This window comes from Pseudomonas sp. No.21 (genome assembly GCF_054558415.1).
Window position 1 is genome coordinate 499402 of record NZ_BAAJNO010000004.1, and the last position, 25481, is coordinate 524882.

At 67.6% G+C, this 25481-nt stretch carries 23 protein-coding genes and 1 tRNA gene; 9 read left to right on the forward strand and 15 right to left on the reverse strand.

All coding sequences use genetic code 11. The features are described from left to right. Nucleotides 1–57 precede the first annotated feature (57 nt). Entirely contained in the window at nucleotides 58–1986 is a 1929-nt protein-coding gene (locus ACYJSS_RS10700; protein WP_111262735.1) for a transglycosylase SLT domain-containing protein, read from the forward strand. Nucleotides 1987–2058: 72 nt separating this feature from the next. On the opposite strand, the gene ACYJSS_RS10705 is transcribed toward ACYJSS_RS10700, so the two are convergent. The 3 genes from ACYJSS_RS10705 to yegS all read right to left on the reverse strand — a co-directional run bounded on the left by ACYJSS_RS10705 (nucleotide 2059) and on the right by yegS (nucleotide 4909). Next, the gene (locus ACYJSS_RS10705; protein WP_236205741.1) at nucleotides 2059–2862 is read right to left on the reverse strand and encodes an MOSC domain-containing protein; all 804 of its coding nucleotides are present in this window, start codon (nucleotides 2860–2862) and stop codon (nucleotides 2059–2061) included. Between the two features lie 84 nt (nucleotides 2863–2946). Beyond that, nucleotides 2947–3873, reverse strand: a complete 927-nt coding sequence (locus tag ACYJSS_RS10710; RefSeq protein ID WP_111262733.1) for a chemotaxis protein CheV — start codon at nucleotides 3871–3873, stop codon at nucleotides 2947–2949. 130 nt (nucleotides 3874–4003) lie between these two features. Then, nucleotides 4004–4909: a lipid kinase YegS gene (gene yegS / locus ACYJSS_RS10715; RefSeq protein ID WP_111262732.1), complete on the reverse strand. Its 906-nt coding sequence runs from the start codon at nucleotides 4907–4909 to the stop codon at nucleotides 4004–4006. Nucleotides 4910–5121: 212 nt separating this feature from the next. Here yegS and ACYJSS_RS10720 point away from each other — a divergent pair, with 212 nt between their 5' ends. Next, on the forward strand, nucleotides 5122–5820 hold the full coding sequence (locus ACYJSS_RS10720; RefSeq protein ID WP_111262731.1) for a pirin family protein: 699 nt from the start codon (nucleotides 5122–5124) through the stop codon (nucleotides 5818–5820). Nucleotides 5821–6193: 373 nt separating this feature from the next. On the opposite strand, the gene ACYJSS_RS10725 is transcribed toward ACYJSS_RS10720, so the two are convergent. The 3 genes from ACYJSS_RS10725 to ACYJSS_RS10735 are packed head-to-tail and all read right to left on the reverse strand — an operon-like array spanning nucleotide 6194 to nucleotide 10945. Continuing rightward, entirely contained in the window at nucleotides 6194–7753 is a 1560-nt protein-coding gene (locus tag ACYJSS_RS10725) for an FGGY-family carbohydrate kinase (RefSeq protein ID WP_236205740.1), read from the reverse strand. A gap of 16 nt (nucleotides 7754–7769) precedes the next feature. Beyond that, a complete protein-coding gene (locus tag ACYJSS_RS10730; RefSeq protein ID WP_236205739.1) occupies nucleotides 7770–9347 on the reverse strand; it encodes a glycerol-3-phosphate dehydrogenase/oxidase in 1578 nt (525 codons plus the stop codon). Between the two features lie 2 nt (nucleotides 9348–9349). After that, on the reverse strand, nucleotides 9350–10945 hold the full coding sequence (locus ACYJSS_RS10735) for an FAD-binding oxidoreductase (protein WP_236205738.1): 1596 nt from the start codon (nucleotides 10943–10945) through the stop codon (nucleotides 9350–9352). Nucleotides 10946–11077: 132 nt separating this feature from the next. On the opposite strand from ACYJSS_RS10735, the gene gliR reads away from it, so the two are divergent. Beyond that, complete coding sequence (gliR, locus tag ACYJSS_RS10740) at nucleotides 11078–12100, forward strand: AraC family transcriptional regulator GliR (protein ID WP_111262727.1); 1023 nt, start codon at nucleotides 11078–11080, stop codon at nucleotides 12098–12100. Between the two features lie 112 nt (nucleotides 12101–12212). Here the strand turns inward: gliR and ACYJSS_RS10745 are convergent, their stop codons facing one another. Together ACYJSS_RS10745 and moaB are read right to left on the reverse strand one after the other, a co-directional pair. Then, nucleotides 12213–13427, reverse strand: coding sequence for a molybdopterin molybdotransferase MoeA (locus ACYJSS_RS10745; protein WP_236205737.1), 1215 nt, complete (start codon nucleotides 13425–13427; stop codon nucleotides 12213–12215). After that, nucleotides 13424–13963: a molybdenum cofactor biosynthesis protein B gene (gene moaB, locus ACYJSS_RS10750; protein WP_236205736.1), complete on the reverse strand. Its 540-nt coding sequence runs from the start codon at nucleotides 13961–13963 to the stop codon at nucleotides 13424–13426. The genes ACYJSS_RS10745 and moaB overlap by 4 nt, the downstream gene beginning before the upstream one ends. 72 nt (nucleotides 13964–14035) lie before the next feature. Here moaB and mobA point away from each other — a divergent pair, with 72 nt between their 5' ends. The 3 genes from mobA (at nucleotide 14036) to ACYJSS_RS10765 (ending at nucleotide 15191) form a co-directional block, all read left to right on the forward strand. Next, nucleotides 14036–14623 carry a molybdenum cofactor guanylyltransferase MobA gene (gene mobA, locus ACYJSS_RS10755; RefSeq protein WP_111263971.1) on the forward strand — a complete coding sequence of 196 codons (588 nt, stop codon included), beginning with the start codon at nucleotides 14036–14038 and terminating at the stop codon, nucleotides 14621–14623. Between the two features lie 84 nt (nucleotides 14624–14707). Beyond that, nucleotides 14708–14929 carry a YgdI/YgdR family lipoprotein gene (locus ACYJSS_RS10760; protein ID WP_111263972.1) on the forward strand — a complete coding sequence of 74 codons (222 nt, stop codon included), beginning with the start codon at nucleotides 14708–14710 and terminating at the stop codon, nucleotides 14927–14929. A 185-nt stretch (nucleotides 14930–15114) separates the two neighbouring features. Then, nucleotides 15115–15191 (forward strand) — tRNA-Pro (locus ACYJSS_RS10765). A 178-nt stretch (nucleotides 15192–15369) separates the two neighbouring features. Here ACYJSS_RS10765 and ACYJSS_RS10770 read toward each other — a convergent pair. The 7 genes from ACYJSS_RS10770 to ACYJSS_RS10800 all read right to left on the reverse strand — a co-directional run bounded on the left by ACYJSS_RS10770 (nucleotide 15370) and on the right by ACYJSS_RS10800 (nucleotide 22390). Continuing rightward, nucleotides 15370–16905, reverse strand: coding sequence for a DHA2 family efflux MFS transporter permease subunit (locus ACYJSS_RS10770; RefSeq protein WP_111263973.1), 1536 nt, complete (start codon nucleotides 16903–16905; stop codon nucleotides 15370–15372). A 10-nt stretch (nucleotides 16906–16915) separates the two neighbouring features. Further along, on the reverse strand, nucleotides 16916–18103 hold the full coding sequence (locus ACYJSS_RS10775; RefSeq protein WP_111263974.1) for an HlyD family secretion protein: 1188 nt from the start codon (nucleotides 18101–18103) through the stop codon (nucleotides 16916–16918). Nucleotides 18104–18117: 14 nt separating this feature from the next. Next, complete coding sequence (locus tag ACYJSS_RS10780; protein WP_236205735.1) at nucleotides 18118–19599, reverse strand: efflux transporter outer membrane subunit; 1482 nt, start codon at nucleotides 19597–19599, stop codon at nucleotides 18118–18120. Then, complete coding sequence (locus ACYJSS_RS10785) at nucleotides 19592–20068, reverse strand: MarR family winged helix-turn-helix transcriptional regulator (protein ID WP_111263976.1); 477 nt, start codon at nucleotides 20066–20068, stop codon at nucleotides 19592–19594. The genes ACYJSS_RS10780 and ACYJSS_RS10785 overlap by 8 nt, the downstream gene beginning before the upstream one ends. Nucleotides 20069–20262: 194 nt before the next feature. Further along, on the reverse strand, nucleotides 20263–20502 hold the full coding sequence (locus tag ACYJSS_RS10790) for a glutaredoxin family protein (protein ID WP_111263977.1): 240 nt from the start codon (nucleotides 20500–20502) through the stop codon (nucleotides 20263–20265). A gap of 46 nt (nucleotides 20503–20548) precedes the next feature. After that, the gene (locus ACYJSS_RS10795) at nucleotides 20549–21700 is read right to left on the reverse strand and encodes a DUF5610 domain-containing protein (RefSeq protein ID WP_236205734.1); all 1152 of its coding nucleotides are present in this window, start codon (nucleotides 21698–21700) and stop codon (nucleotides 20549–20551) included. 108 nt (nucleotides 21701–21808) lie between these two features. Continuing rightward, a complete protein-coding gene (locus tag ACYJSS_RS10800) occupies nucleotides 21809–22390 on the reverse strand; it encodes a TetR/AcrR family transcriptional regulator (RefSeq protein ID WP_236205733.1) in 582 nt (193 codons plus the stop codon). A 156-nt stretch (nucleotides 22391–22546) separates the two neighbouring features. On the opposite strand from ACYJSS_RS10800, the gene ACYJSS_RS10805 reads away from it, so the two are divergent. The 3 genes from ACYJSS_RS10805 to ACYJSS_RS10815 all read left to right on the forward strand — a co-directional run bounded on the left by ACYJSS_RS10805 (nucleotide 22547) and on the right by ACYJSS_RS10815 (nucleotide 25433). After that, complete coding sequence (locus ACYJSS_RS10805) at nucleotides 22547–23140, forward strand: glutathione S-transferase family protein (RefSeq protein WP_236205732.1); 594 nt, start codon at nucleotides 22547–22549, stop codon at nucleotides 23138–23140. A gap of 25 nt (nucleotides 23141–23165) precedes the next feature. After that, entirely contained in the window at nucleotides 23166–24032 is an 867-nt protein-coding gene (locus ACYJSS_RS10810) for an MBL fold metallo-hydrolase (RefSeq protein WP_236205731.1), read from the forward strand. A gap of 105 nt (nucleotides 24033–24137) precedes the next feature. Then, on the forward strand, nucleotides 24138–25433 hold the full coding sequence (locus ACYJSS_RS10815; protein ID WP_236205730.1) for an OprD family porin: 1296 nt from the start codon (nucleotides 24138–24140) through the stop codon (nucleotides 25431–25433). The last annotated feature ends 48 nt before the right edge of the window (nucleotides 25434–25481 follow it).

Consider the following 25481-nt stretch of genomic DNA (forward strand, 5'->3'; position numbering starts at 1 on the left):
GCAGGTCCGGTGGCGGCCAGGCCGTTGCCCCATACGATTTCTCTACCCGGAAGTGTCATGCGCGGTCGTCTGCTCAGCCTGTTCTCCTGCCTGCTTCTCACCACCGTCACCCTCGATGCAGCCCACGCGGTCCCTCTTGCCCAGCAACGTCAGATGTACGACGAGGCCAAGCGTGCCCTCGCCAAGGGCGACAGCGGCCCCTACAAGCGCTATGCCACTGCCCTGGCCGACTACCCGCTGGAGCCTTATCTCGCCTACGACGAGCTGACCGCGCGCCTGAAATGGGCCAGCAACGACGAGATCGAGAAGTTCCTCGCCGAGCATGGCGACCTGCCCCAGGCCAACTGGATGAAGCTGCGCTGGCTGCGCTGGCTGGCCGAACGCGGCGAGTGGAAGACCTTCGTCAACTACTACGACCCGAAGATGAACTTCACCGAACTGGACTGCCTCTATGGCCAGTACCAGATCAAGAGCGGCCTCAAGGCCGAGGGCTACAAGAGCGCCGAGAAGCTCTGGCTGGTGGGCAAGTCCCAGCCGGAAGCCTGCGACGTGCTCTTCGACCTCTGGCGCGCCGAAGGCCAGATGACCGAACAGATGCGCTGGCGCCGCGCCAAGCTCGCCGCCGAGGCGCGCAACTACGGCCTGGCCAGCTTCCTGGTCAAGGGCCTGCCGACCCTGCAGGCGCAGGGCAAGTTGCTGCTGGATGTCGCACAGAACCCGCAGATGCTGAGCCAGACCGCCCGCTTCGCACCGGCCGACAAGGCCATGGCCGATGTGGTCGGCCTGGGCCTGCGCCGCCTGGCCCGCCAGGACCCGGAAAAGGCCATGTCCCTCCTCGATGGCTACGCCGCACGGATGAAATTCTCCAGCAGCGAGAAGGTCGCCATCGCCCGCGAGATCGGGCTGACCCTGGCCAAGAGCTACGACTCGCGCGCCCTCAAGGTCATGACCCAGTACGACCCCAAGCTGCGCGACAACACCGTCAGCGAGTGGCGCGCGCGCCTACTGCTGCGCCTGGGCCAGTGGGACGACGCCTACAAGCTGACCAAGCAAATGCCCGCCGAGCTGGCCAACACCAACCGCTGGCGCTACTGGCAGGCCCGCAGCCTGCAGCTGGCACAGCCGCAGAGCGCCGAAGCCGCCCGCCTCTACCAGCCCCTGGCCAAGGAGCGCGACTTCTACGGCTTCCTCGCCGCCGACCGCATCCAGGCGCCCTACCAGCTCAACAACAAGCCGCTGGCCCTCGACCCGCGCCTGGTGCAGAAGGTGCGCAACACCGCCGGCATCCGCCGCGCACTGGAATTCCACGATCGCGGCCAGATCGTCGATGGGCGCCGCGAGTGGTACTACGTAAGCCGCCTGTTCAGCCGCGACGAACTGGTCGCCCAGGCCAAGCTCGCCTACGACATGCAGTGGTATTTCCCGGCCATCCGCACCATCAGCCAGGCCCAGTACTGGGACGACCTGGACATCCGCTTCCCCATGGCCCACCGCAGCGCCCTGACCCAGCAGGCCAAGGTGCGCGGGCTGCACTCCAGTTGGGTATTCGCCATCACCCGCCAGGAAAGCGCCTTCATGGCCGATGCGCGCTCGGGCGTCGGCGCCATGGGCCTGATGCAGCTGATGCCCGGCACCGCCAAGGAGACCGCACGCAAGTTCGGCATCCCCCTGGCCTCGCCGCAACAGGCGCTGAACCCGGACGTCAACATCCAGCTCGGTGCCGCCTACCTCAGCCAGGTGCACGGCCAGTTCAACGGCAACCGCGTGCTCGCCTCCGCCGCCTACAACGCCGGCCCCGGTCGCGTGCGCCAGTGGCTCAAGGGAGCCAACCACCTGGCCTTCGACGTCTGGGTGGAAAGCATCCCCTTCGACGAGACCCGCCAGTACGTGCAGAACGTACTGTCCTACTCGGTGATCTACGGCCAGAAGCTCAACGCCCCGCAGCCCCTGGTGGACTGGCACGAGCGTTTCTTCGACGACCAGTGACCCCTTCGCCGGAATGCAAACGGGCGCCCACGTGGCGCCCGTTTCGTTTCCTGGATGAAATCTGCTGCGGGGTTACTCCAGCACTTCGACTTCCATCCCCACTTCCAGCGTGCCGTTGGAACGGTTGATCAGGTTCTGGCCGAAATAGATCTCGCCCTCGCGCTCCCGGTAGGTCTTGAGGGTAGTGAGGGGCTCGCGGTCCGGGCTGCGCTCACCGGTGGCAGGGTCGATGGTGGTGAGGATGCAACGGGTGCAGCCCTTGGCCACGCTGAACTCGACGCCACCGATGCGGATGCGCTTCCACTCGTCCTCGGCGAAGGGCGCGCCGCCCTCCACCACCAGGTTGGGACGGAAGCGCAGCATCTCCAGCGGGCGGCCAACGCGGCTGGAAAGATCGTCCAGCGAGGCCTGGCCGATCAGCAGCAGCGGGAAGCCGTCGGCGAAACCGACCTTCTCCTCCGGCAGCAGGCTACCGGGGATATCCCGGGCGCGTTTCTCGGGCACGTGCACCAGGCGAGTGGGCTTGCCGATGAAGGCGCTGAGCCAATCGGCGGCCTCCTCGCCGGCATCGGGTACCCGCATGGAATCCTTCCAGATGAAGGTCCCGCGCAGGTCGCTGTCGGGATCGGGCAGCTTCACATCGAGCGACGGCCGACCGGCGGTGGCCAGGGTCAGGCCGCCCTCGGCATTCCACAACGCGCTCAGCTGCGACATCTGCGGCAGTGCGCGCTGGGTGAGGAAGCGGCCATTGCTCGCGTCCACCAGCATCCAGCGCCGATCGCCGGCCAGCCCGAGGCCATCGAGCTCGGCACGCTCCAGGCGTTCGCCGATAGCGGATTTCATGGGGAAACGATAGAGGGCGGAGAGACGCAACATGGGGCCGGCATCCTTGGGCGGTCAGCGAAGGCCCCGTTATACGGAATCGCGGGCCGGGGCCTCAACCCCGGCTCGCAAATAAGCTCACTCGTCCTTCTTCAGGCGGTCCGCCACCACGTCCACCAGCTTGTCGGGCTGGAACTTGGAGAGGAAGTTGTCGCAGCCGACCTTCTTCACCATGGCGTCGTTGAAGCTGCCGGAGAGCGAGGTGTGCATCACCACGTAGAGGTCGCGCAGGCGCGGGTCGTTGCGAATCTCGGTGGTCAGGCGGTAGCCGTCCATCTCCGGCATCTCGGCATCGGTGAAGATCATCAGCAGCTTGTCGGTCATCACCTCGCCGGTGTCGGCCCACTTCTTCAGCAGGTTCAGCGCCTTGAGGCCGTCGCTGGCCGAATGAGTGCGGATACCCAGCTGCGACAGGGTCTCGCGCAGCTGGGTCAGGGCGACGTTGGAGTCGTCCACCAGCAGCACTTCGCGGCCACGGGCCTTGTCCAGCAACGGGTTGCTCAGGCGCTCCTCGGACACCCGGGTGCTCATGGGCACGATCTCGGCGAGGACCTTCTCCACATCGATGATCTCGACGATCTGGTCCTCCACCTTGGTGATCGCCGTCAGGTAGTGCTGGCGACCAGCGCCACCGGGCGGCGGCTGGATGGACTCCCAGTTGAGGTTGAGGATGCGGTCCACGCCCCCCACCAGGAAGGCCTGCACCGAGCGGTTGTACTCGGTGACGATGATGGTGCTGCGCTCATCCGGCACCAGCGCGCGCATGCCGATGGCGCGGGACAGGTCGATCACCGGAAGGGTCTGGCCGCGCAGGTTGACCACACCGCAGACGAAGGGGTGGCGCTGGGGGATCAGGGTCAGCTTCGGCAGTTGCAGGACTTCCTGCACCTTGAACACGTTGATGGCGAACAGCTGGCGGCCGGCCAGGCGGAACATGAGGATTTCCAGGCGGTTCTCGCCAACCAGCTGGGTGCGTTGATCGACTGTGTCGAGGATACCGGCCATTGCGTGCTCCTGTTGAATGTTCGAGCCAGACTGCGGCTGCACCTGCGTTATCGGCAAAGGGCCGTATAACTGTAGCGATCATGGCCTGGCGCCATCATGCACCAGGCGGGTCGACGGCACCAGAAGCCGCTTACTGCCGTCCGTCCTGCAACAACGGAGAACCGTCCGGCAGATGTAAGCGTAGTGCGTCGCGGCGCGCATTGAAGCGAACCTGCCTGCATTCCATGGGTTCTCCGTCGAGATTCATGTCCAGCCCCTCGGGCGCCTCCACCTCGACCCAGGGCAGGCGCGCGCTAACCGACACCGCGTCCACCCCGCCGATGCCGCCTGAAAGCAGGGTGCCGAGCGTGCCCACCACGTCCTGCGGGGCCGGCACGATGCACAACTCCAGCAGCCCGTCGTCCACCCGCGCATTGGGGCACAGCACGTGGCCACCGCCGGCCTGGCAGCCATTGCCGATGCCCACGGCGAGGAATTCACCCTCCCATTCGAAGTCAGGCCCCTTGAAGCGCCCAAAGGCCGAGTGCACTTCGGAAAAGCGCGTCAGCCCGGTGAGAAAGTAGGCCGCGCCGCCCAGCACCTTCTTCAGGTCCTCGGAAGTGTTGGCCGTGATCTTCGACCCGAAGCCGCCGGTGGCCATGTTGAGGAACAGCCGCCCATCCGCCTCGCCCAGGTCGATCGACCGGGGCGCCACGTCCAGCAGCGCCAGCGCCTCGCCAGGCAGCAACGGCACGCCGGCCGCACGGGCGAAGTCGTTGGCGGTGCCCAGGGGCAGCAACGCCAGGCTCGCGTCTTCCCCGGAAAGCGCCATGGCCTCGGCGACATCGCGCAAGGTGCCGTCGCCACCGCCGGCGATCAGGGTGCGGTAGCCGGCATCCAGCGCCTCCCCGACGATGCGCCGGGCGTCACCGCCTTCCCAGGTGACGCGCACCGCCAGTTCCCATCCCGCATCGCGACGCGCCTGCACGGCTGCGCGCACCTCCTCGTTCAGTGCCTGTTTTCCATGCAGGATCAGCAACGCCTTGCGCTCGCTCATGAACCACTCCATTCACCGGGGAATCGGTCGAGTATATGCCTCGTACCGTAGGAACAACTTCAGACAAGCATCAGAGACGGATTACACAAATATCTAATATGTCGATCTGTTTGTTGAAGTATTTACGCTTTTTTTTTCGATACGAACTTGATGAAAAATGGCCTCCAACACGCCGCAGAGCCCAACCCCCTGCGAGCCACGAGGAGATTCCCATGATCGAAGTACGCCCCTTCAACCAGCTCGGCGGTGCCCATCACGGCTGGCTCAATGCCCGTCACCACTTCTCCTTCGCCGAGTACCACGATCCGGCGCGGATGAACTGGGGCCAGTTGCGCGTCTGGAACGATGACGAGATCGCCGCCAACAGTGGCTTCCCGCCGCACCCGCACCGGGACATGGAAATCATCACCTATGTCCGTGAAGGCGCGATCACCCACCAGGACAACCTCGGCAACAAGGGCCGCACCGAGGCCGGCGACGTGCAGGTGATGAGCGCGGGCACCGGCATCGCCCACAGCGAGTACAACCTGGAAGGCGAGACGACCAAGATCTTCCAGATCTGGATCATGCCCACCGAGTTCGGCGCCGCGCCGTCCTGGGGTGCCAAGCCCTTCCCGAAAGGCGAGCGTGCCGGCAGCTTCGTAACCCTGGCCAGCGGTATCGACGAGGGCAGCGACGCCCTGCCCATCCGCGCCAATGCCCGCTTGGTAGCCGCCACCCTGAAGGCCGGCCAGCAGGCGGAATACCGCCTGGAGAACGGCCGCAAGGCCTACCTGGTGGCGGCCCAGGGCCGTTATGAAGTCAACGGAGTGGCCGCCGAGGCGCGCGATGGCGTGGCGATACGCGATGTCGAGGTTCTGAGCTTCACCGCCAGCGAAGACACCGAGATCGTGCTGGTCGACGTCGCCTGATCAGGCCCGCAACGAAAACGCCCCCGAGGTTCCGCTCCGGGGGCGTTTTTCATTTGAACCTGGGAAACCACGTCCTTAGGGCGCGGCCATGAGTCATCGGCTCTGCCTGTGACGATTTGAATTGATACCCCTGAGGATGGACTCGTGCCGTAGGGTGTGCCGTGCGCACCGCCGCACGGTGCCTCTGGCAAGTCCAAGGTGCGCGCAGCACACCCTACGCCCGAAGTGAGCGGCGGCTGCATGTTCCGAAGTCTGATTGCGCCCCCTTCTAGAGGGCCAAAAGCAAAGCCATGTTCTATGAACATGGATTTTTACTCGCGATCAACCCATCACCGCGACGCCGGGTCGAACCCGACCCAAGGCGTCAACCGCATCAGGCCGGATACCCGGTGATCTCGCGGATCTTCTGGTACAGCGGCTTCAACTGCCGGTACATGCGCTGGTAAACGCCCTGGTAGAGCCGCTCGTAGGTGCGCTGCGCCTGCGGGTCCGGGTGGAACACCTGGCCGACACGGGTCATGGCGCGGATCGCCGTAGGGAAGTCCGGGTGCAGCCCCAACCCCACCGCGCAATCGATGGCCGCCCCCAGCCCCGAGGTTTCGTAGACATGCGGACGCTCCGCCGGCAGGCCGAAGATATCGGCCGTCAGCTGCATGGCCGCATCGCTTTGCGAGCCACCACCGGAGACGCGCAGGCGCTTGATCGGCGTGCCCGAGCGCTTCTCGATGCGCTCCTTGCCCTGGCGCAGCGCATAGGCCAGGCCTTCGAGGATGGCGCGGTAGATGTGCGCGCGGGTGTGCACGTCACCGAAGCCGATGATCGAGCCCTTGGCCTCCAGCCCCGGTTCGCGGATGCCCGGCGTCCAGTAGGGCTGCAGCATCAGGCCCATGGAGCCCGGCGGCACGCTGTCGACCAGTTCGTCGAACAGCGCCTCGGGCTCCACGCCCAGCTCCTTGGCCCGCTGCATCTCACGCAGGCCGAACTCCTGCTTGAACCAGCTGACCATCCAGAAACCGCGGTAGATCATCACCTCGGTGTTGAAGTGATCGGGAATCGCCGCCGGGTAGGGCGGGATCAGCGGAATCGTCTCCAGGTAGCTGCGCCGGGTGGTATTGATGGTCGCCGTGGTGCCGTAGGACAGGCAGGCCGTATCCGGCTCCACCCCGCCCGAGCCCATCACTTCGCAGGCCTTGTCGGCGCCAGCGGCGATCAGCGGCAGCCCCTCGGGAATGCCGGTCAGGCGGCTGGCCTCGGCGCTGATGCTGCCCAGGCGCTCGCCGGGCTTGAACAGGTCCGGCAGTTGCTCCCGGCGCACCGGCATCGCCTGCCACTTCCAGTCCTTGGGCGAGGCCCAGTCCAGGCGCTTGTAGTCGAACGGCAGGTAGGCCACCTGGCAGGCCACCGAGTCGACGTAGCGGCCGCACAGGCGATGGGTGAGGAAGCCCGACAGCAGCAGCACCTTGTGGGTCCGCTGCCAGATGTCCGGCTGGTGCTGCGACACCCAGTTCACCTCGGCCTGGGCGCGGAAATAGTCCACCGTGCCTTCGATGCGCAGCAGGCGGAACAGCCAGCCCCAGGGCCCCCTGATGCGCCCTTCGACCTCGGCGCGGCGCTGGTCCAGCCAGATGATCGCCGGGCGCAGTGGCTGGCCCTGCTCGTCGACGTTGATCACCGTGCCGCGCTGGGTGGTGACCGAGACGCCACGGATCAGGCTGCGGTCGATGTCCACGGACGCCCACAGCAGGCGGCAGGCTTCGGCAAGGCTCGACCAGTAGTACTCCGCATCCTGCTCGGCCCAGCCGGGCTGCCTGGAGTAATAGGCCTCCAGCGGCACCTTGCCCTTGCCCACCAGGTTGCCGTCCAGGTCGAACAGCAGCGCGCGCACGCTCTGGGTGCCATTGTCTATCGCCAGCAGGTAGCTCTTCTCGCTCACGGTGGATTCCTTGTTCTTATTCTGCGGGCAGGCTGTAGCTGCGCTGCCAGAGCGCAGCATAGGCCCGTTCCTCGTCTTCCCAGCGCCCATCGCTCCAGCCCAGGCGGGCCTGGCACAACGCACGGATGCGCGGCATCAGCGCCGCGCCGCCGCAAGGCAGCAGCAGGCCCAGGCGGGTGCGACGCAGCAGCAGGTCGTCCAGGTGCAGCACCATTTCGCCCTCGGCCGCCCAGGCGAGTTCCGCCCAGAGCGTATCGGTGGCGCCGACGCGATCGCTGCCCAGCTCCTCGACCAACCGCGCGATGACGGCGAGCTCGGGGCCGTGCCGTCCCGCCAGGCGCCGATGCGCCAGGGGCCCCAGGCCTGCCAGGTCCGCTCCCGGCGCCGGGGTGAACACCGTCGCGCCGAGATCGTCCACGGCGCGGCCGGTGAAGGCCGCACAGGCACGCAGCACCTCCAGCGCCAGCAGGCGGAAGGTCGTCAGCTTGCCGCCGGCCAGGGTCACGCAGCCGGGTTCGACCCACAGCGCGTGTTCACGCTTCTCGTCGGAAGGCTTCAGCGAGCCTTCGCCATCGCTCACCACCGGACGCACGCCGGCCCAGGTGGAGAGCACGTCCGCGCGCCCGATGGCGGCGGCCGGGAACTGCGCGCGGCAGGCGGCCAGCAGGTAGTCGACTTCCCCGGTGCTGATGCGCGCGTCCAGGTCCAGCTCTTCGCGGTGGTCCAGGTCGGTGGTGCCGAGCACGGTCGCGCCTTCCCAGGGGAAGACGAACACCGGCCGGCCATCGTCCGGGTGCATGAAGCTGATGGCGTGGGCCAGCGGCAGGCGCCAGCCGGGCAGCAGCAGGTGGCTGCCCCGCAACGGGCGGATGTGCTCGCTGCCCTCGCGACGGCGCAGGCGATCCGCCCAGGCGCCGGTGGCCTGGGCCACGGCACGGGTCCGCAGGGCGTAGCGCTGGCCGCTCTCGATGTCTTCCGCCACCAGGCCGGTGACCTGGCCTTGCTCGCGGGTCAGCTCCACCACACGCACACCGTTGAGCGCCTCGCCGCCGTCGCGGCGGGCCTCGGCCAGCACGCGCATCACCAGGCGCGCGTCGTCGGTGACCGCGTCGAAGAACTGCGTGCCACCCTGCAGCTTCGCCTCGTCCAGCCCGGGAGTGAGGAAGCGCAGTTGTTGCAGCGAGTGATAGAGGTGGTTGCGCTTGCCGGCCAGGGCGTCATAGACCGCCAGCAGGCTGCCGAACACGCGGGGGCCGGGAAAGCCGCCGCGATGGGGCATGACGAAGCTCAGCGGATCCACCAGCCCCGGCGCCTCGGCCAGCAGGCGCTGGCGCTCGCGCACCGAGTCGCGGGTCAGGCCGAACTGGCCCTTGGCGATGTAGCGCAGGCCGCCATGGACCATCTTCGATGAGCGACTGGAGGTGCCCCAGGCGAAGTCGCGCTGTTCCAGCAGCAGGCACTTCCAGCCCCGCCTGGCCGCCTCGCGGAGGATGCCGGCGCCGGTGATGCCGCCGCCGACGACGATCAGGTCCCAGTCCCGCGCCACCAGCTCCGGCAGTGCGCGCTCACGCCAGGCCGCGTTCCAGGGCTGCATGGTCAATCCTGGATCAGCACGCCGGGGGCCAGGCGGCCCTCGGGGTCGAAATGCCCGGCCAGCGCCTTGAGCACCGCCATGCCGCGCTCGCCCTTCTCCACCGGCAGCCAGGGCGCGTGGTCACGACCCACGCCGTGCTGGTGGCTGATGGTGCCGCGGTTGTGCACGATCACCTCGCTGGCCGCGCGCTTGAGCCGGCTCCAGCGCTGCAGCGCCTGCTCGTAGCTGGCGCCGGGGCGGAACACATAGGTGGTGTAGATGCTGGAGCCCTCGCCATAGACGTGGGACAGGTGGGTGAACACGTGGACGCGCTCGCCCTCCTCCGCCAGCCCCTCGCGCAGGCTGGCCTCCACCTTGTTCAGCAGGGTGTCGACGTTGATCCAGTCGGTGGCGGTCTCCAGGGTGTCGACCACGTAGCCGGCATCCCACAGGCCATGGCGCAGGTAGGGGAAGCGGAAGCGGTTCTCCGCCCACTTCTTGCCCAGCAGGGTGCCGGTGAACACCCCGCCGAAGCCCTTGAGCAGCTTCTTCGCCTGGCGCAGCGACACGGCGTTCTGCCGGCGGTTGCCGGTGACGCCGAAGGTGAGCATGCACTTGCCGGTGCGCGCACCGCGCAAGGCCAGGTACTTCTCCAGCAGGGCGATCTGCTCGGGGTGGCCGGCCAGGGCCAGCTGAGTCTCGGTCTCGATGGCATTGGACAGGCGCAGCATCGACAACGGCACGCGGGCCTGGGCCAGCGCGCGGATACCTGCCAGGGCCTGCTCCCAGCTCGGCAGGAACACGGCGTAGAAATTTTCCTGGTCGGCCAGGCGGGTGACCCGCACGCGCACCTCGGAGATCACCCCGAAGCGGCCTTCGGAGCCCAGCACCACCTCGCGCAGGTCCGGCCCCGCAGCCGAGGCCGGGAAGGTCGGCAGCTCCAGCGGGCCGTCGAAGGTTTCCAGGGTGCCGCCGGCGAACAGCTGCTCGATGCGCCCGTAGCGCAGGGACTGCTGCCCGCTGGAGCGGCTGGCGACCCAGCCGCCGATGGTCGAAAGCTCCCAGGACTGCGGGAAGTGGCCGAGGGTGTAGCCCCTGGCACGCAGCTGGCTTTCCACCTGCGGGCCGTTGGCACCAGGGCCGAAGGTGGCGATCAGGCTTTGCTCGTCCAGGTCCAGCAGGCGGCTCATGCGCTCCAGGGAAAGCGTCAGCACCGGGCGTTCGCCGGCCTGCGGGTTGATGTGGCCGGCCACCGAGGTGCCGCCACCGTAGGGGATGAGCACCACATCGTGCTTCTTCGCCCAGGCCATCAGCTGGCGGATGTCCTCGGCGGTTTCCGGGTAGGCGACGCCGTCGGGGAACACCTCGAAGCGGCCTTCGCGCATCGCCAGCCAGTCCGGCAGGCTCTGGCCACGGGCATGACGCACGCGCTCCTCGGCATCCTGGCTGACCAGCACGTGGGGTGGCAGTCGCGAGGGCGGCACCTGGGCCAGCACCTGCGCGAGGGTGGCATCGTCCAGGCGCTGGCCGGCGCCGACGCGCTGAGCGAGAAAATCCGTGCCATTGGCCGGCAGTTCCACCACGGTCGACTCGTCGCCCCAGCCGTTCCAGCGTCGCATGCCCATCTCCTTGTTCGAGTTGTTTCGGAGGTTTTCAATGGGTGCCTATACTAGCCAGCCGCGCAAGGGCGTCACTGTCGGATCGGGACAGTGGCTATCGCCAATCAAGACATTTCAGAACAAGAAGAAACCATGGATTCCCTCGGCTACACATCCGTCCCCGCCCTGCTCAAGTACCTGCGCCATGCCGAGCACCTCGGCCTGGACGTGGCCGCTGCGCTCGACGCCGCCGGCATCCGCGCCGAGGAGCTGGCCGACAACGGCAAGCGCATGCCCAGCGAGGCCCACGAGCGCCTGCTGGAGCACCTGATGGCGGTCTCCGGCGACCCGCTGTTCGGCCTGCATTCCGCGCGCTTCGTGCAGCCGGGCTCGTGGAGCGTGCTCGGCTACATCACCATGAACTGCGCCACCCTGGGCGAGGCGATGAGCCGCATCGTCCCCTACGAGAAACTGGTGGGCGACATGGGCACCAGCCGCATCGAGGCTGCAGGCGACCACATCCGTCTGATCTGGAACTGCCGCCACGAAGCCCCGGAGATCCGCCGCCACATGGTGGAGAACGTGCTCGCCTCCTGGCTGCTCTACGCCCGCTGGATCGCCGACATGGAGCGCTCGCCCCGCGAGGTCTGGTTCGAGCACGCCCAGCCCGCCGGCACCCGCCTGGAGGATTACGAGGCGGTCTTCGGCTGCCCGGTCCGCTTCGGCCAGCCCTGCAATGCCCTGCTGGTGCCGCTGGAATACCTCGGCGTGCCCCTGCGCCAGGCCGACGCCAACCTGCTGCGCACCCTGGAGGAGCACGCCCTGGCGCTGATGGCCGGGCTGGACCAGGACGAGCCGCTGCCGCAACGGGTGAAGAACGCCCTGCGCCTGCTGCTCAAGGACGGCCTGCCACGCAAGGAGCGGGTCGCGGAGAAATTCCACATGACGGTGCGCACCCTGCAACGCCACCTGCAGCAGGCCGGCACCAGCTACCAGCAGATCCTCGACGAGCTGCGCCAGGAACTGGCCGAGCACTACCTGCTGCGCAGCGACCTGGCCATCCAGGACATCGCCAGCTACCTCGGCTTCACCGAGTCACGCTCCTTCCACCGCAGCTTCAAGACCTGGACCGGCCAGACGCCCGGTGAATACCGCGAGGCCAAGCGGCAGGGGTGATCAGGCGGCACCGTGGCCTTGCGGCATGTCGGGCGGATGAAACCCGCGAGGGCGCTTTCGGGTTGCACCCGAGCTACGGCCCAATGCCTGGCGATACCCCGTTCACAGCAGGTCAGGCGTGCAGTTCGCTCAGCGGAATGAAGCGCAGGCTGTCGCCTTCGGCGAGGGTGGTGCCTTCGAGCACCTCCACCAGGCCTTCGGCCCAGGCGGCGCTGCGCAGGACGCCGGAGCTCTGGTTGCGGTAGATCACCGCGCGACCGTTTTCGAGGCGGGCACGCAGGTATTCGCGGCGGTTGCCCGGCTTGCTCCAGGTGAAGCCGGCCGGTACCGGGAAGCCCAGGGGCGCGACCTTGTCCACGCCGAGGCGGCGCAGCAGATAGGGCCGGGTCAAGAGGCCGAAGGTCACCAGGGTGGACGCCGGGTTGCCCGGCAGGCCGATCACCGGCACGCCCTGGAAATGACCGAAAGTCAGCGGCTTGCCCGGCTTGATCGCCAGTTTCCACAGCGCCAGCTCGCCCGCTTCACGCAGGGCCACGCCGAGGAAATCCGCCTCGCCGACGGACACCCCGCCGGTGGAGAGGATCAGGTCGACGCCGGTCAGCTCGCCCAGGGCCTTGCGGGTCAGCTCCAGGTCGTCGGCGAGGATGCCGCCATCGACCACCTCGCAGCCCAGGCGACGCAGCCAGGCGATCAGCAGGGTGCGGTTGCTGTTGTAGATCTGCCCCGGGCCGAGCGGCTGACCCGGCGCCACCAGTTCGTCGCCGGTGGAGAGCACGGCCACGCGGGGCCGCCTGCGCACCTGCAGGCGCGCGACGCCCAGGGTGGCGGCCAGGCCCATCTCGATGGGGCCCATCAGGGTGCCGGCGTCCAGCACGGTTTCGCCGGTGCGGGTCTCCTGGCCCTTGGGGCGTACGTTCTGCCCCGCCTTGAGGGCTTCGAGGAAGCGCACGCGGCCATCGTCGAGCACCTCGGCGTTCTCCTGCATCTCCACCGTGTCGGCGCCCTCGGGCAAGGGCGCGCCGGTGAAGATGCGCGCACAGGTTCCCGGCTGCAGCGGGCCGGGGGCACTGCCCGCCTGGATGCGCTGGCTGACCACCAGCGCCTCGCCGGTCCAGTCGGCCAGGCGCAGCGCGTAGCCATCCATCGCGCTGTTGTCCCACGGCGGCAGGTCGAGCCCTGCCACCAAGGGCTCGGCCAGCACGCGCCCATCGGCATCGGCCAGGGCGACTTCCTCCTGCTCGCGGATCGTGGCCTCCCCGGCGAGCTTCAGCAGCCGCGCCTGGGCCTCCTCCACCGGCATCAGGCCGGGGTGGTCGCAGCCACTCATCCGCGGCTCTCGCAGGCGTCGACGCGGGTCAGGTGCGGCACGAAGTTGCAGGGGCGGTGACGGTTGTCCAGCTGCTCGGCGAGGATGCCGTCCCAGGCGGTGCGGCAGGCGTTGGTCGACCCCGGGATGCTGCACACCAGGGTGCGGTTGGCGAGGCCGGCCAGGGCGCGGGACTGCATGGTGGAGGTGCCGATGTCGGCTACCGAGATCTGCCGGAAGTACTCGCCGAAGCCATCCACCTGCTTGTCCAGCAGGCAGGCGATGGCCTCGGGGGTGCTGTCGCGACCGGTGAAACCGGTGCCGCCGGTGATCAGTACCACCTGGACTTGATCCTCGGCGATCCAGGTCGCCACCTGGGCGCGGATCTTGTACAGGTCGTCCTTGAGCAGCACACGGGCGGCGAGGCGATGGCCGGCGGCGGTGAGGCGGTCGACGAAGAGCTGGCCGGAGGTGTCGGTCTCCAGGCTGCGGGTGTCGCTGACGGTGAGGACGGCGATATCGAGCGGCACGAACACCGCCTCGGCCTTGTGGTTCATGGCAGGCTTCCAGTTGTAGGACAGAATGCCCGGTGTTATATCACAGCGCCGCCCCCTCCCGAGAGCCCGCCCATGCCCGGCAACGCCCCCCTTCCCTGCTCCGTCCTGCTGCTCGCCGGCGGCCGTGGCCAGCGCCTGGGCGGCCGTGACAAGGGCCTGGTGGAATGGCGCGGCCAGCCGCTGATCGCCTGGCTGCACGCCGCGACGCGCGGGCTCACCGACGACCTGATCATTTCCTGCAACCGCAACGCCGAGCGCTACGCGCAGTGGGCGGACCAGTTGGTGGCGGACGACAGCCCCGACTACCCGGGCCCCTTGGCCGGCATCCGCGCGGGCCTCGCCGCCGCGCGCCACGCGCACCTGCTGGTACTGCCCTGCGATGCGCCGCTAGTGGACGCCCCGCTGCTCGATGCGCTGCTGCGCGAGGCCGGGGAACGCCCGGTGATGCTGCACCAGGGCGGCTTCTGGGAACCCCTGTTCAGCGTGCTGCCACGCGCCCTTCTGCCGCAGATCGAACACGCCTGGCAGGCCGGCGAGCGCAGCCCCCAGCGCATCTTCCGCACCCTCGACCCGATCGCCGTGGAATGCCCGGTGGGCGACCCACGCCTGGCCAACCTGAACACCCCGGACCTGCTGGAGAGCCCTCGCGGGTCGGCATGAATTGCAGCGGGCTTCCGGAACTTTGCCGGCTGGTTTTCCGTCAGAGCCCGAGAACCTCCCGTTCATTCATCAAGGAGATGGAAGATGAACCAGCGGATCATTCCCGCATTCGTGCTCGCGCTCGGCCTGGTCACCCTGGCCGGCTGCTCGTCCCCCACCGTGATCACCCTGAACGACGGCCGCGAGATCCAGGCCGTGGACAAGCCCGATTACGACGATGACTCCGGCTTCTACGAGTTCGAGCAACTCGACGGCAAGCGCGCCAGGGTCAACAAGGACCAGGTCCGCACCATCAAGGAACTCTGAGCCCCACCCGGCGACCTTCGCGATCGCCCGGCCAAGCCCGCCGCAAGCCACCTTGCGGCGGGCTTGGTTTTTTCCGCCCCGCCATGGGCAGCACCCTGGACACCGCGGCAGCCCTGCCCGATAAAAAAATTTCAGCTAACCCCTTGTCGACCAAAAAGTTTTCTGTAGAATGCGCGCTCATTCCACGGAGCGTAGCGCAGCTTGGTAGCGCGTCTCGTTCGGGACGAGAAGGTCGCTGGTTCGAATCCAGTCGCTCCGACCAAATCCCGAAAAACCCGCCTTATAGGCGGGTTTTTTATTGCCTGCGAAAAAGTCAGCCCCTTTTCCTTTCCTCCCCCACCCTCTCCCTTCTGCCAGGAAAGAAGCCCAATGCGAGGGCATCGGGCTTCGTTGTGTTGGGCCTCGCTAGGCGCGGCGCCAACCTGCCTGTGCGCATTGCTTCAGTGGGCGTTGGCCGCCGCACCGGGCTTGGCGCCGAACGGCGGCCTGGCGAGCCAGATGAGCAGGATCAACCCCATGCAGACCCAGCCGATCATCGTGAAGTAGTCGATGGTCGACATCATGTACGCCTGCCCGGTGACGATCTGGTCCAGGGACGCGGCGTTCTGCTGGCTCATGCCACCCATCTGCTCCAGCATCTGCCGGGTGCCCGGGTCGTAGCTGCTGATGTGCTCGGTGAGGTAGGCGTGGTGCTGGTCGGCCCGGCGTATCCAGATCCAGGTGGTGAGCGAGGCCGCGAAGCTGCCGCCCAGGGTCCGCAGGAAGGTGGCGAGGCCCGAGCCATCGGCGATCTCGCTCTGCGGCAGGTCCGAGAGCAGGATGCTGAGGATCGGCATGAAGAACAGCGCCACGCCGAAGCCCATGAACAGCTGCACCAGGGCGATGTGCAGGTAGTCCACCTCGGTGGTGAAGGACGCCCGCATGAAGCAGCTGGCGCCGATGGCGAAGAACGCCAGGCTGGCCAGCACGCGCAGGTCGAAGTTCTGCGCGTAGCGCCCCACGAACGGCGACATGATCACCGGCAGCAGGCCGATGGGCGCCGCCGCCAGGCCGGCCCAGGTGGCGGTGTAGCCGAGCTGGGTCTGCAACCATTGCGGCAACAGCAGGTTGATGCCGAAGAAGGCCGCGTAGCCCCCCACCAGCGCCACGGTGCCGGCGCTGAAGTTGCGATGGCGGAACAGCCGCAGGTTGACGATGGGGTGGCGGTCGGTGAATTCCCAGATGATGAACACCGCCAGGGCGATGACCGCGATCACCGTGCCGCCGACGATGAAGTTCGATTCGAACCAGTCCAGGTCGTTGCCCTTGTCGAGCACGATCTGCAACGCGCCGACACCGATCACCAGGGTCGCCAGCCCCATCCAGTCCATGGGCTCGCGCTTGAGCGTCACCGGCCGCTTGCGCAATTGCTGGTAGACCACGAAGGCGGCGAACAGGCCGATGGGCAGGTTGATGAAGAAGATCCACGGCCAGCTGAAGTCGTCGGTGATCCAGCCGCCGAGGATGGGCCCGGCGATGGGCGCCACCACCGTCACCATCGCCAGCAGCGCCAGGGCCATGCCCCGTTTCGCCGGTGGGTAGATCGACAGCAGCAGGGTCTGGGTGATGGGGTACAGCGGCCCGGCGACGAAGCCCTGGAGGGCGCGGAAGCCCACCAGGCTGTTCATCGACTGGGCCACGCCGCAGAGGAACGATGCCAGCACGAACAGCAGCGCGGCGCCGATGAACAGGCGCACCTCGCCCACCCGACGGCTCATCCAGCCGGTCAGCGGCAGGGCGATGGCGTTGCTCACCGCAAAGGAGGTGATCACCCAGGTGCCCTGCTCCGAACTCACCCCCAGGTTGCCGGCGATGGTCGGCAGCGCCACGTTGGCGATGGTGGTGTCGAGCACCTGCATGAAGGTCGCCAGCGACAGGCCGATGGTGGCCAGCACCAGGTTCGGCGGGGTGAAGCTGGCTGCTGCGTTATCGCTCATGGTCGCCGTCTCAGCGCTGCGCGGTGGTGTGGGTGGCGTCCGGGCCGTTGGCGTGGATCAGCTGCTCGATCAACTGGTCGGCTTCCGCCAGTTGGCGCTGGTAAACGTCGGTGGCGAACAGCGGCTGCTTCGGTGCCTGCTGGGCCAGGGACGGGCCGCTCTGGTCGTGCAGGTCGACCTTGACGTTCATCGACAGGCCGATGCGCAGCGGGTGCTCCTTGAGCTGGTCGGGGTTGATGCGGATGCGCACCGGTACGCGCTGGACGATCTTGATCCAGTTGCCGGTGGCGTTCTGCGCCGGCAGCAGGGAGAAGGCGCTGCCGGTGCCGACGCCCAGGCTGTCCACCGTGCCGCTGTACTTCACGTCGCCGCCGTAGAGGTCGGACTCGATCTCCACCGGCTGGCCGATGCGCATGTTCTTCAGCTGGGTTTCCTTGAAGTTGGCGTCGATCCACACCTGGTCCAGGGGGATGACCGCCATCAGCGCGGTGCCGGGCTGCACGCGCTGGCCGAGCTGCACCGTGCGCTTGGCGACGTAGCCGGTGACCGGGGCCACCAGGGTGGCGCGGGCGTCCTCCAGGTAGGCCTGGCGCAGGGTCGCGGCGGCAGCCTTCACATCCGGGTGGGAGGCGATCACGGTGTCGTCCACCAGCGCGCGGCTGGTATTGAGCTGCTGCTCGGCGCTGGTCAGGGCGCTCTGCGCGGAATCCAGGGCGTCTCGGGCGTGGGCCAGCTCCTCCTGGGAGATCGCGCCGTCCTTGGCCAGGTTGCGACGGCGGTCGAAGTCCGCCCGGGCCTTCTGCAGGGCGATCTTCTTCGACGCCACCTCGGCCTTGTAGCCGTCCACGCTGTTGTACAGCCCACGCACCTGGCGCACGGTGCGCGCGAGGTTGGCCTCGGCCTGCTGCAGGCCGATCTCGGCGTCGCTCGGATCGAACTGCACCAGCACCTGGCCTTCGTGCACCAGGTCGCCGTCATCGGCGCCGATGCTGGTCACGGTGCCCACGGTCTGCGGGGTGATCTGCACCACGTTGCCGCCGATGTAGGCGTCGTCGGTGTGCTCGCTCCAGCGGCCGAAGAGCTGCTCCCAGGCGAAGCCGAGGGCGGCGACGATGAGGATCACGGCAAGCAGGATCAGCAGCATCCGCTTGCGCTTGGGGTTGCCTTGGACGGCGGTTTCCGAAGTCTGGGGGGTCATGGTCTGTGCCTCGTTCATTCAGCGGCGGCCGGGCGGGCGCCCTGGGCGAGCGGAGTCGGTTCGGGTTGGAAGCCACCGCCGAGGGCCTGCACCAGGCGCACGGAGGTGTCGATCTGCTGGACGTCCAGGCTGGCCAGCTGGCGTTCGGTGACCAGCAACTGCTGCTCGACGCTGAGGGCGTCCAGGTAGTTGCCGATGCCTTCGCCGTAGCGGCGCATGGCGAGGTCGTAGTTCGACTTGGCGATATCGCGGGCCTGGCGCTGCACCTCGATCTGCTGCGCCAGGGAGCGCAGCTGGCTGAGGTCGTCGCTGACCTCGCCGAGGGCGGCCACCAGGGTCTTGTTGTACTGGGCCACGGCCAGGTCGTAGTCGGCATCCACGCCGGCCAGGTTGGCGCGCAGGCGGCCGCCGTCGAACACCGGCAGGGAGAGGGCCGGCGCCACCTGGTAGAAGCGGCTGCCGCCCTGGAACAGGTCGCCGCTGCTCAGGGCGGCGAGGCCGACCATGGCGCTGAGGTTGAGGTTGGGATAGAAGCCGGTCTTGGCCGACTCGATGCCCTTGCTCGCCGCCTCGACGCGCCAGCGCGCGGCGATCACATCCGGGCGGCGGCCAAGCAGCTCGGCCGGCAGGTCCGACGGCAACGCCAGGGCGGTGGGCTGCAGCACCAGGGGGCGCTGGATGCGCTGGCCACGGTCGGGGCCCTGCCCCAGCAATACGGCGAGGGTGATGCGGTCGCTGTCGATCTGCTGCTCGGCGGCCAGCAGTTGCTGGCGCGCGGCGGCCTGCTGGGCCTCGCTCTGTTGCAGCTGCACTTTGCTGTCCAGGCCGGCGGCCAGGCGCTGCTTGCTGAGGCTGTAGAGGTGTTCGGAGCGATTCAACTCTTCTTTCGCCAGGTCACGGGCGACGAAGGCATAGGCGAGCTGGCTGTAGGCGCGGGCGACGCTGGCGGACAGGTTGAGGCGCGCGGCCTGCTGGTCCACCTCGGCGGCGCGGGCCTGGCCGAGCGCGGCTTCCCAGGCGGCGCGCTGGCCGCCCCAGAGGTCGATGTCGTAGTTGAACCCCAGGGACAGGTACTTCACCGCCGCATAGCTGCCGCCGATGGGCGCGGGCACCACGCTCTCCGGCGCGCGGGCACCGGAATAGCTGGCGCTTGCGTTGACACTGGGCATGCGCGCGGCGTCCTGCGCCTGGGCTTCGGCCAGGGCCTTGCGGGTACGGGCGCTGGCCACCTGCAGGTCCGGCGAGCCGGCCAGGGCTTCATCCACCATGGCGTCGAGCTGGGCGTCACCCAGTTGCTTCCACCAGTCCCGGCGCGGCCAGGCGGCGGCGCTGAGAGGCGTGCCAGCCAGGCTGCGTCCGGCCTCCAGGGAGGCGGCATCGAGAGTCCTGCCCTCGGGCTCCAGGCCGCTGGAGCTGGCGCAGGCGGCCAGGGCCAGGGCGGCACCGAGCACCAGGGCGCTACGCCCCAGGCGGGCCGTGCGGCTGTATTCATTCATGGTCGGTCGCTCCGAGCGGCGCGCACGGGTCGCGCCCTTGCAGGATCTTGCCCAGCAGCCCCACCAGGGTGCGGAGCTCGTCGCTGGTCAACGGGCTGGTGAGTTCGTTCATCGCGTCGGCGACGATCTCCGGCATCTGCCGGCTGATGCGCAGGCCGTCCTCGCTGAGGGCCAGGCGCACGCTGCGGCGATCCTCCGGGCAGGGCTTGCGCAGCAGCAGGCCCTTCTTCTCCAGGCGATCGAGCATGCGGGTCATGGAGCCGCTGTCCACCGAGAGCTCACGGCACAGGTCGGCCGGGGTGTTGGCGCGGTCCATGTAGATGAACATCAGCACCTTGAACTGGGCGGAAGTGATGTCCAGGGGCGCCAGGTAACGGTCGAGCAGGCGGTCCTTGAGCAGCGCGGAACGCCCGATGTACTGGCCGATGGAGCCGGTGAAGGGGTAGTCGGCGGGGCTGTAGTGCTTCATTGGCTAATATCTGCCTAGGCAGTAACTGACTGGGCAATCATACGGCCGATGAAACATTTGGCAAGGTATTCACTGTTGCATTGAATCGACAATCCGTTCCGTGAAAGGGGGATTGATCGGCAGGAGAGCAGTCACCACGGGACGCGGTGACCGGTGAAGGGAGCAGGGCCTGGGAGGGAGCAGCCGACCAGCGGTCAGTGTTCGAGGAAGGCAGCGACCTTGGCGGCGTCGAAGGGCCAGTCCAGCTCGGCACCGGTATCGCAGCGACGCAGCACGGGAATGCGCAGGGCGTAGTCGTCCATCCATTCCTCGCGCTCGGCGATGTCCATCAGCTCGACCATCAGGCCATGCTCGACGAAGGGCATGAGCACGCCCTCCGCCACTTCACAGAGATGGCAACCCAGGGTGCCGAACAGGCTGCATTCGGGGAGCATCGCCACGCGCCTCGCCAATCAGGAAAGGCGCGGATTCTAGCATGCCTCAGGCCTTGGCCGAGTCGTCCCTGGCGGTGGCCGGCAGGAGGTTCTGCAGCCCGTCCAGCAGCTTGCTGTTGAACGCCTGGGCCTTGTCCAGCTGGTTGTCGCTGAGGCGCTCGTTGAGCGAGAAGCCACCGTTGAGCAGGTCCTGCAGCGTGCCCTTCGGGTCGTCGGAGAGCTTGGCGGCGTTCCTCAGCGCCTCGAGCATGCCCTTGGCATAGTCCTGCAGCGAGGTGTTCACCGCGCTGGCCGGCTGGCCACCCTCCTGGGCCACGGAGCCGTAGGTGCTGGTGGCCTTGACCGTGGCCTGGGTCAGGTTGAGCGACATGGAGGCCAGCTGGTCGCCGTTCATGTCCAGGGCCAGGGCGCGGTCGAAGGCGCCGTTGAGGTCACCCGAGTAGAACTTGCTGGAGATGTCCTGCACCTGGTCGAGCAGGTCATTGAGCGCGGCCTTCTCGTCGTCGTTGAGGTCGCCGTCCACCTGCACCTTCCAGCCACCGATCTGCAGGCTGCCGGACTCGGATTTGACGCTGCCGGTGCCGTCCTTGCCGGAGCTCGTCGAGGAGGTCTGCCAGTCGGCCGAGGCCTGGGCGATGGAGATCTTCACCTTGTCGCCTTCCTTGGTGGTCACCTCCATGTCGAAGGTCGAGGAGCGCGCGGAGAAGCTCTGGCTGGAACTGCCGACGCCCGTGCTGCCGGAGGTGCCGGTGCTCGGTGTCTTGCCATCCAGGCCGAGGGAGCTGGCCAGGTTGTCGAGGCCGTCCTGGATCTTGCCGAAGGTGTCCTCGATGTCGCTGGCGATCTTGCCGCCCAGCACACCCAGGCCCTGGAGGATCTTCTTCGCCTCGGCGAAGCCCTTCTCCACGCCTTCGCGGGCCTGGTCGAGCATCTTCTGCAGCTTCTCGGGGTCGGCGCCCTTGGCCGCCTCGGCCTGGATGCGGCCCCCGACGAAGTCGAGGATGCGCCCGGCCACCTTGTCGGGCGTGTAGTCGTCCTGGGTCTTGCCGGCCAGGGTGCCGGGCTCGACACCCAGGCGCTGGGCGACGCGGTTGGTCAGCACGTTCTGCGCGTTGGTGGCATTACGGGTCGCGCTGTCGATCTTGTTCAGGTAACTCGGGCGCGTGGTTGCGGAAGCCAGGGAATCGAGAGTCTTCATAGCGGCAGTCCCGGAAAATCGGATGTACACCGATTTGACGGCATCCCCCGGGAAACCTTGAGAACGAATCCATCACCCGCCGATGGACGGCAGCGACCGATATTGACGTCAGGAGTTCGGCGTGCCCGATACAGCGACACCCGCCGCCTGCAGCAGCACGGCAGCGGCGTCCCTGGCCTCCAGCGCCTGCTGCGCGGGCCCCTGCATGTGGGCCATGGTGATCGCCCCTTCCATCAGGTACTGCAGCTGCCGCGCGAGGCGCTCGGGCTCCGGGACCTCCAGGCGCTCCAGCGCCGAGCGGAAGTGCTGCTCGGCGTTCGCCTTGTGCATGGCGGCGACGCGGTGGATCGGGTGGTCGCGGTCATGGAACTCGGCAGCGGCGTTGACGAAGGCGCAACCGAAGAACTCGCTGCCATGGAGCAATTGGTGCAGGCCATCGAAGACGGCAAGGATCGCCGCCGTCGGCGACAGGTTCTCCAGCGCCCAGGCCATCAGCTGGCGGCTCGGCTCCAGCCGCTGGCGCAGCGCCGCCTCGATCAGTTCTTCCTTGGACTTGAAGTGCTTGTACAGCGTCATCTTCGCCACCCCGGACTCCGCAAGGATCCGATCGATGCCGGTGGCGTGGAAACCGTCGCGGTAGAACAGCGCGATGGCGGTGTCGATCAACTGATCGCGTTTGCTCGAAGCCATGTGGAACCTCCTGACCGGCGCATTATGCGTATCCGCCCGCACCGGCTCAAACCCGCATCGCACCGGCCTCTGAGGCACGCGACAGGGTTGGCGCTTGAAATATACAGACCTGTCTGTCTAATATCCAGTCGCACAATCACTACCAAGGCCTCCCCCATGCAGCTCTACGACTTCCCGCTTTCCGGCAACTGCTACAAGGTCCGTCTGTTCCTCGGCCTGATCGGCCAGCGTGCCGAGGTCGTCACGGTCAACCTGGCAGCGGGTGAACAGAAGCGAGCGGCGTTCCTCGCCCTCAATCCCCGTGGCCAGGTGCCCATGCTGTTGGAGGATTGCCAGGTGCTGGCGGATTCACAGGCCATCCTCGTCTACCTGGCACGCCGTTATGCGCCGCAGTGGCTGCCCGACGACGCCCTGCAGCAGGGCCGCATCGCCAGCTGGCTGAGCTACGCCGCCAACGAGCTGCATCACGGCCCGGCCGCCGCGCGGGTGATGAAGCTGTTCGGTCGGCCCGGCGACCTCGAAGCCACCCAGGCCAAGGCGCGCCAGGTGCTGGCGATGGTGGAACTGCAACTGGGCCGGCACGCCTGGCTGGCCGAAGGCGAGGCACCGAGCGTCGCCGATGTCGCCAACTACCCCTACCTGGCGATGGCCGCAGAAGGCGGACTCGACCTCAGCCCCTACCCGCACATCCGCCAGTGGTGCGACCGCATCCGCGCCCTGCCCGGCTACGTCGAACTGCCCCGCCTCTGAACACCCGCCACTGCAAGGAAGCCCTATGCACCTGCTCCGCCTCCTCCTCGCCGGCCTGCTGCTGGCCGCCAGCCCTTTCGCCAGCGCCCAGGGCCTGCGTTTCGCCCTGGTGAAGACCGCCCACGCCGAGACCCTCGACGCCTTCACCCTGGAGGGCGGCCAGTGGACCAGGACCGTCGCGGTCAACCACACCGCCGTGCTCATCCAGCACCACGCCGCCAACCTGCTGCTGGACACCGGCCTGGGGCGCCAGGTGGATGCCCAGTTCAAGGGCGACATGCCCTGGTGGGACAAGCCGTTGTTCAAGTACGAGGACGTCATCCCCGCGCGTGACCAACTGGACCGCGACGGCATCCGCGTCGACCGCATCCTCCTCACCCACGCGCACTGGGACCACGCCTCGGGCCTGGCGGACTTTCCCGAGGTGCCGGTGTGGGCGCCCTGGGCGGAGATCGAGTTCAGCCACATCGCCGCGCCGCCGGCGGTGCTGCCCAGCCAGTTCACCCACGAGATCCTCTGGCGGCCCTTCGACTTCCAGCCCGAGCCCTACATGGGGTTCGACGAGAGCCTCGACCTGTTCGGCGACGGCAGCCTGGTGCTGGTGCCGCTCACCGGCCACACCCCGGGCTCGGTGGGCCTGTTCCTCACCCTCGACGACGGCCGCCGCTTCTTCTTCACCGGCGACACCAGTTGGCGCCTGGAAGGCTTCACCGGGCCCCACGAGAAGTTCTGGGTCAGCCGCCGGATGGTCGACAACGACCGCGACGGCACCCTCGCCCAGCTCCGGCGCGTTCACGACCTGCTGCAGGCCGAACCGGACCTGACCGTGGTGCCGGCCCACGACGCCGCCGTGCAGGATCGCCTCGGCTACTACCCGCAGTGGGTGCAGTGAGGGCGACCAATGTCTAAATGACGATTGTGTTACCGGATGCTTAATTCCACTCGTTGTAACGGGGCGGCCCAACCGCCCCGCCACCCCAACGAGGAGACAATAACAATGAGCAAGACCTCGCTCGCGCACGCCATCGCCCTGGCAGCGCTCAGCACCGGCCTCACCCTGCCCGGCCTCGCCCAGGCCGAATTCCTGAAAGACAGCAAGGCCAGCGTCGAGCTGCGCAACTTCTACTTCAACCGTGATTTCCGCCAGGACGGCGCCGCCCAGTCCAAGGCCGAGGAGTGGGCCCAGGGCTTCCTGCTGCGCTACGAGTCGGGCTTCACCGAAGGCACCATCGGCGTCGGCGTCGATGCCATCGGCGCCCTGGGCATCAAGCTCGACTCCAGCCCGGACCGCACCGGCACCGGCCTGCTCAAGCGCGACCGCGAAGCGCCCAACCGCGCCCAGGACGAATACGGCGAAGTGGGCCTGACCGCCAAGCTGCGCGCCTCCAAGAGCGTCCTCAAGGTCGGCACCCTGCTGCCCAAGCTGCCCACGGTGCAGTACAACGACTCGCGCCTGCTGCCGCAGACCTTCCAGGGTGGCCACATCAACTCGATGGAAATCGACGGCCTGACCCTCGACGCCGGCCAGCTCAAGCAGGTGAACCAGCGCGACTCCTCGGACTACGAGGACATGACCATCACCAACAGCCGCGTCGCCGCCACCGGTGCCGGCGGCGCCCGTGGCATCACCTTCCGCGGCGGCCAGACCAGCGACGAATTCAACTTCGCCGGCGCCACCTACAAGTGGAACGACAACCTCGCCACCGGCTACAACTACGGCAACCTGGACGAGTTCTACAAGCAACACATCTTCACCGTCCTGCACACCCTGCCGCTGGGTGACAAGCAGTCGCTGAAGAGCGACATCCGCTACGCCCGCTCCACCGACGAAGGCAGCAGCAACGTCGACAACAAGGCCTTCGGTGCCATGTTCACCTACGCCCTGGGCGGCCACGCCTTCGGCCTCGGCTACCAGAGCATGAGCGGCGACACCGGCTACGCCTACATCAACGGCACCGACCCCTTCCTGGTCAACTACGTACAGATCGGCGACTTCGCCGCCAAGGACGAAAAATCCTGGCAGGCACGCTACGACTACAACTTCGCCGCCATGGGCATCCCCGGCCTGACCTTCATGACCCGCTACCTGTCCGGCGACAACGTCGACCTGGGCGCCGGTCGCCCCGAAGGCAAGGAGTGGGAACGCAACACCGACATCGCCTACGTCTTCCAGGACGGCCCGCTGAAGAACCTCGGCGTGAAATGGCGCAACGCGACGGTACGCTCCACCAACTATGGCAGCGACATCGACGAGAACCGCCTGATCGTCAGCTACGTGGTACCGCTCTGGTAGTCACCCGCCGTGCAATGGAAAAGCCCGCCATATGGCGGGCTTTCTTCA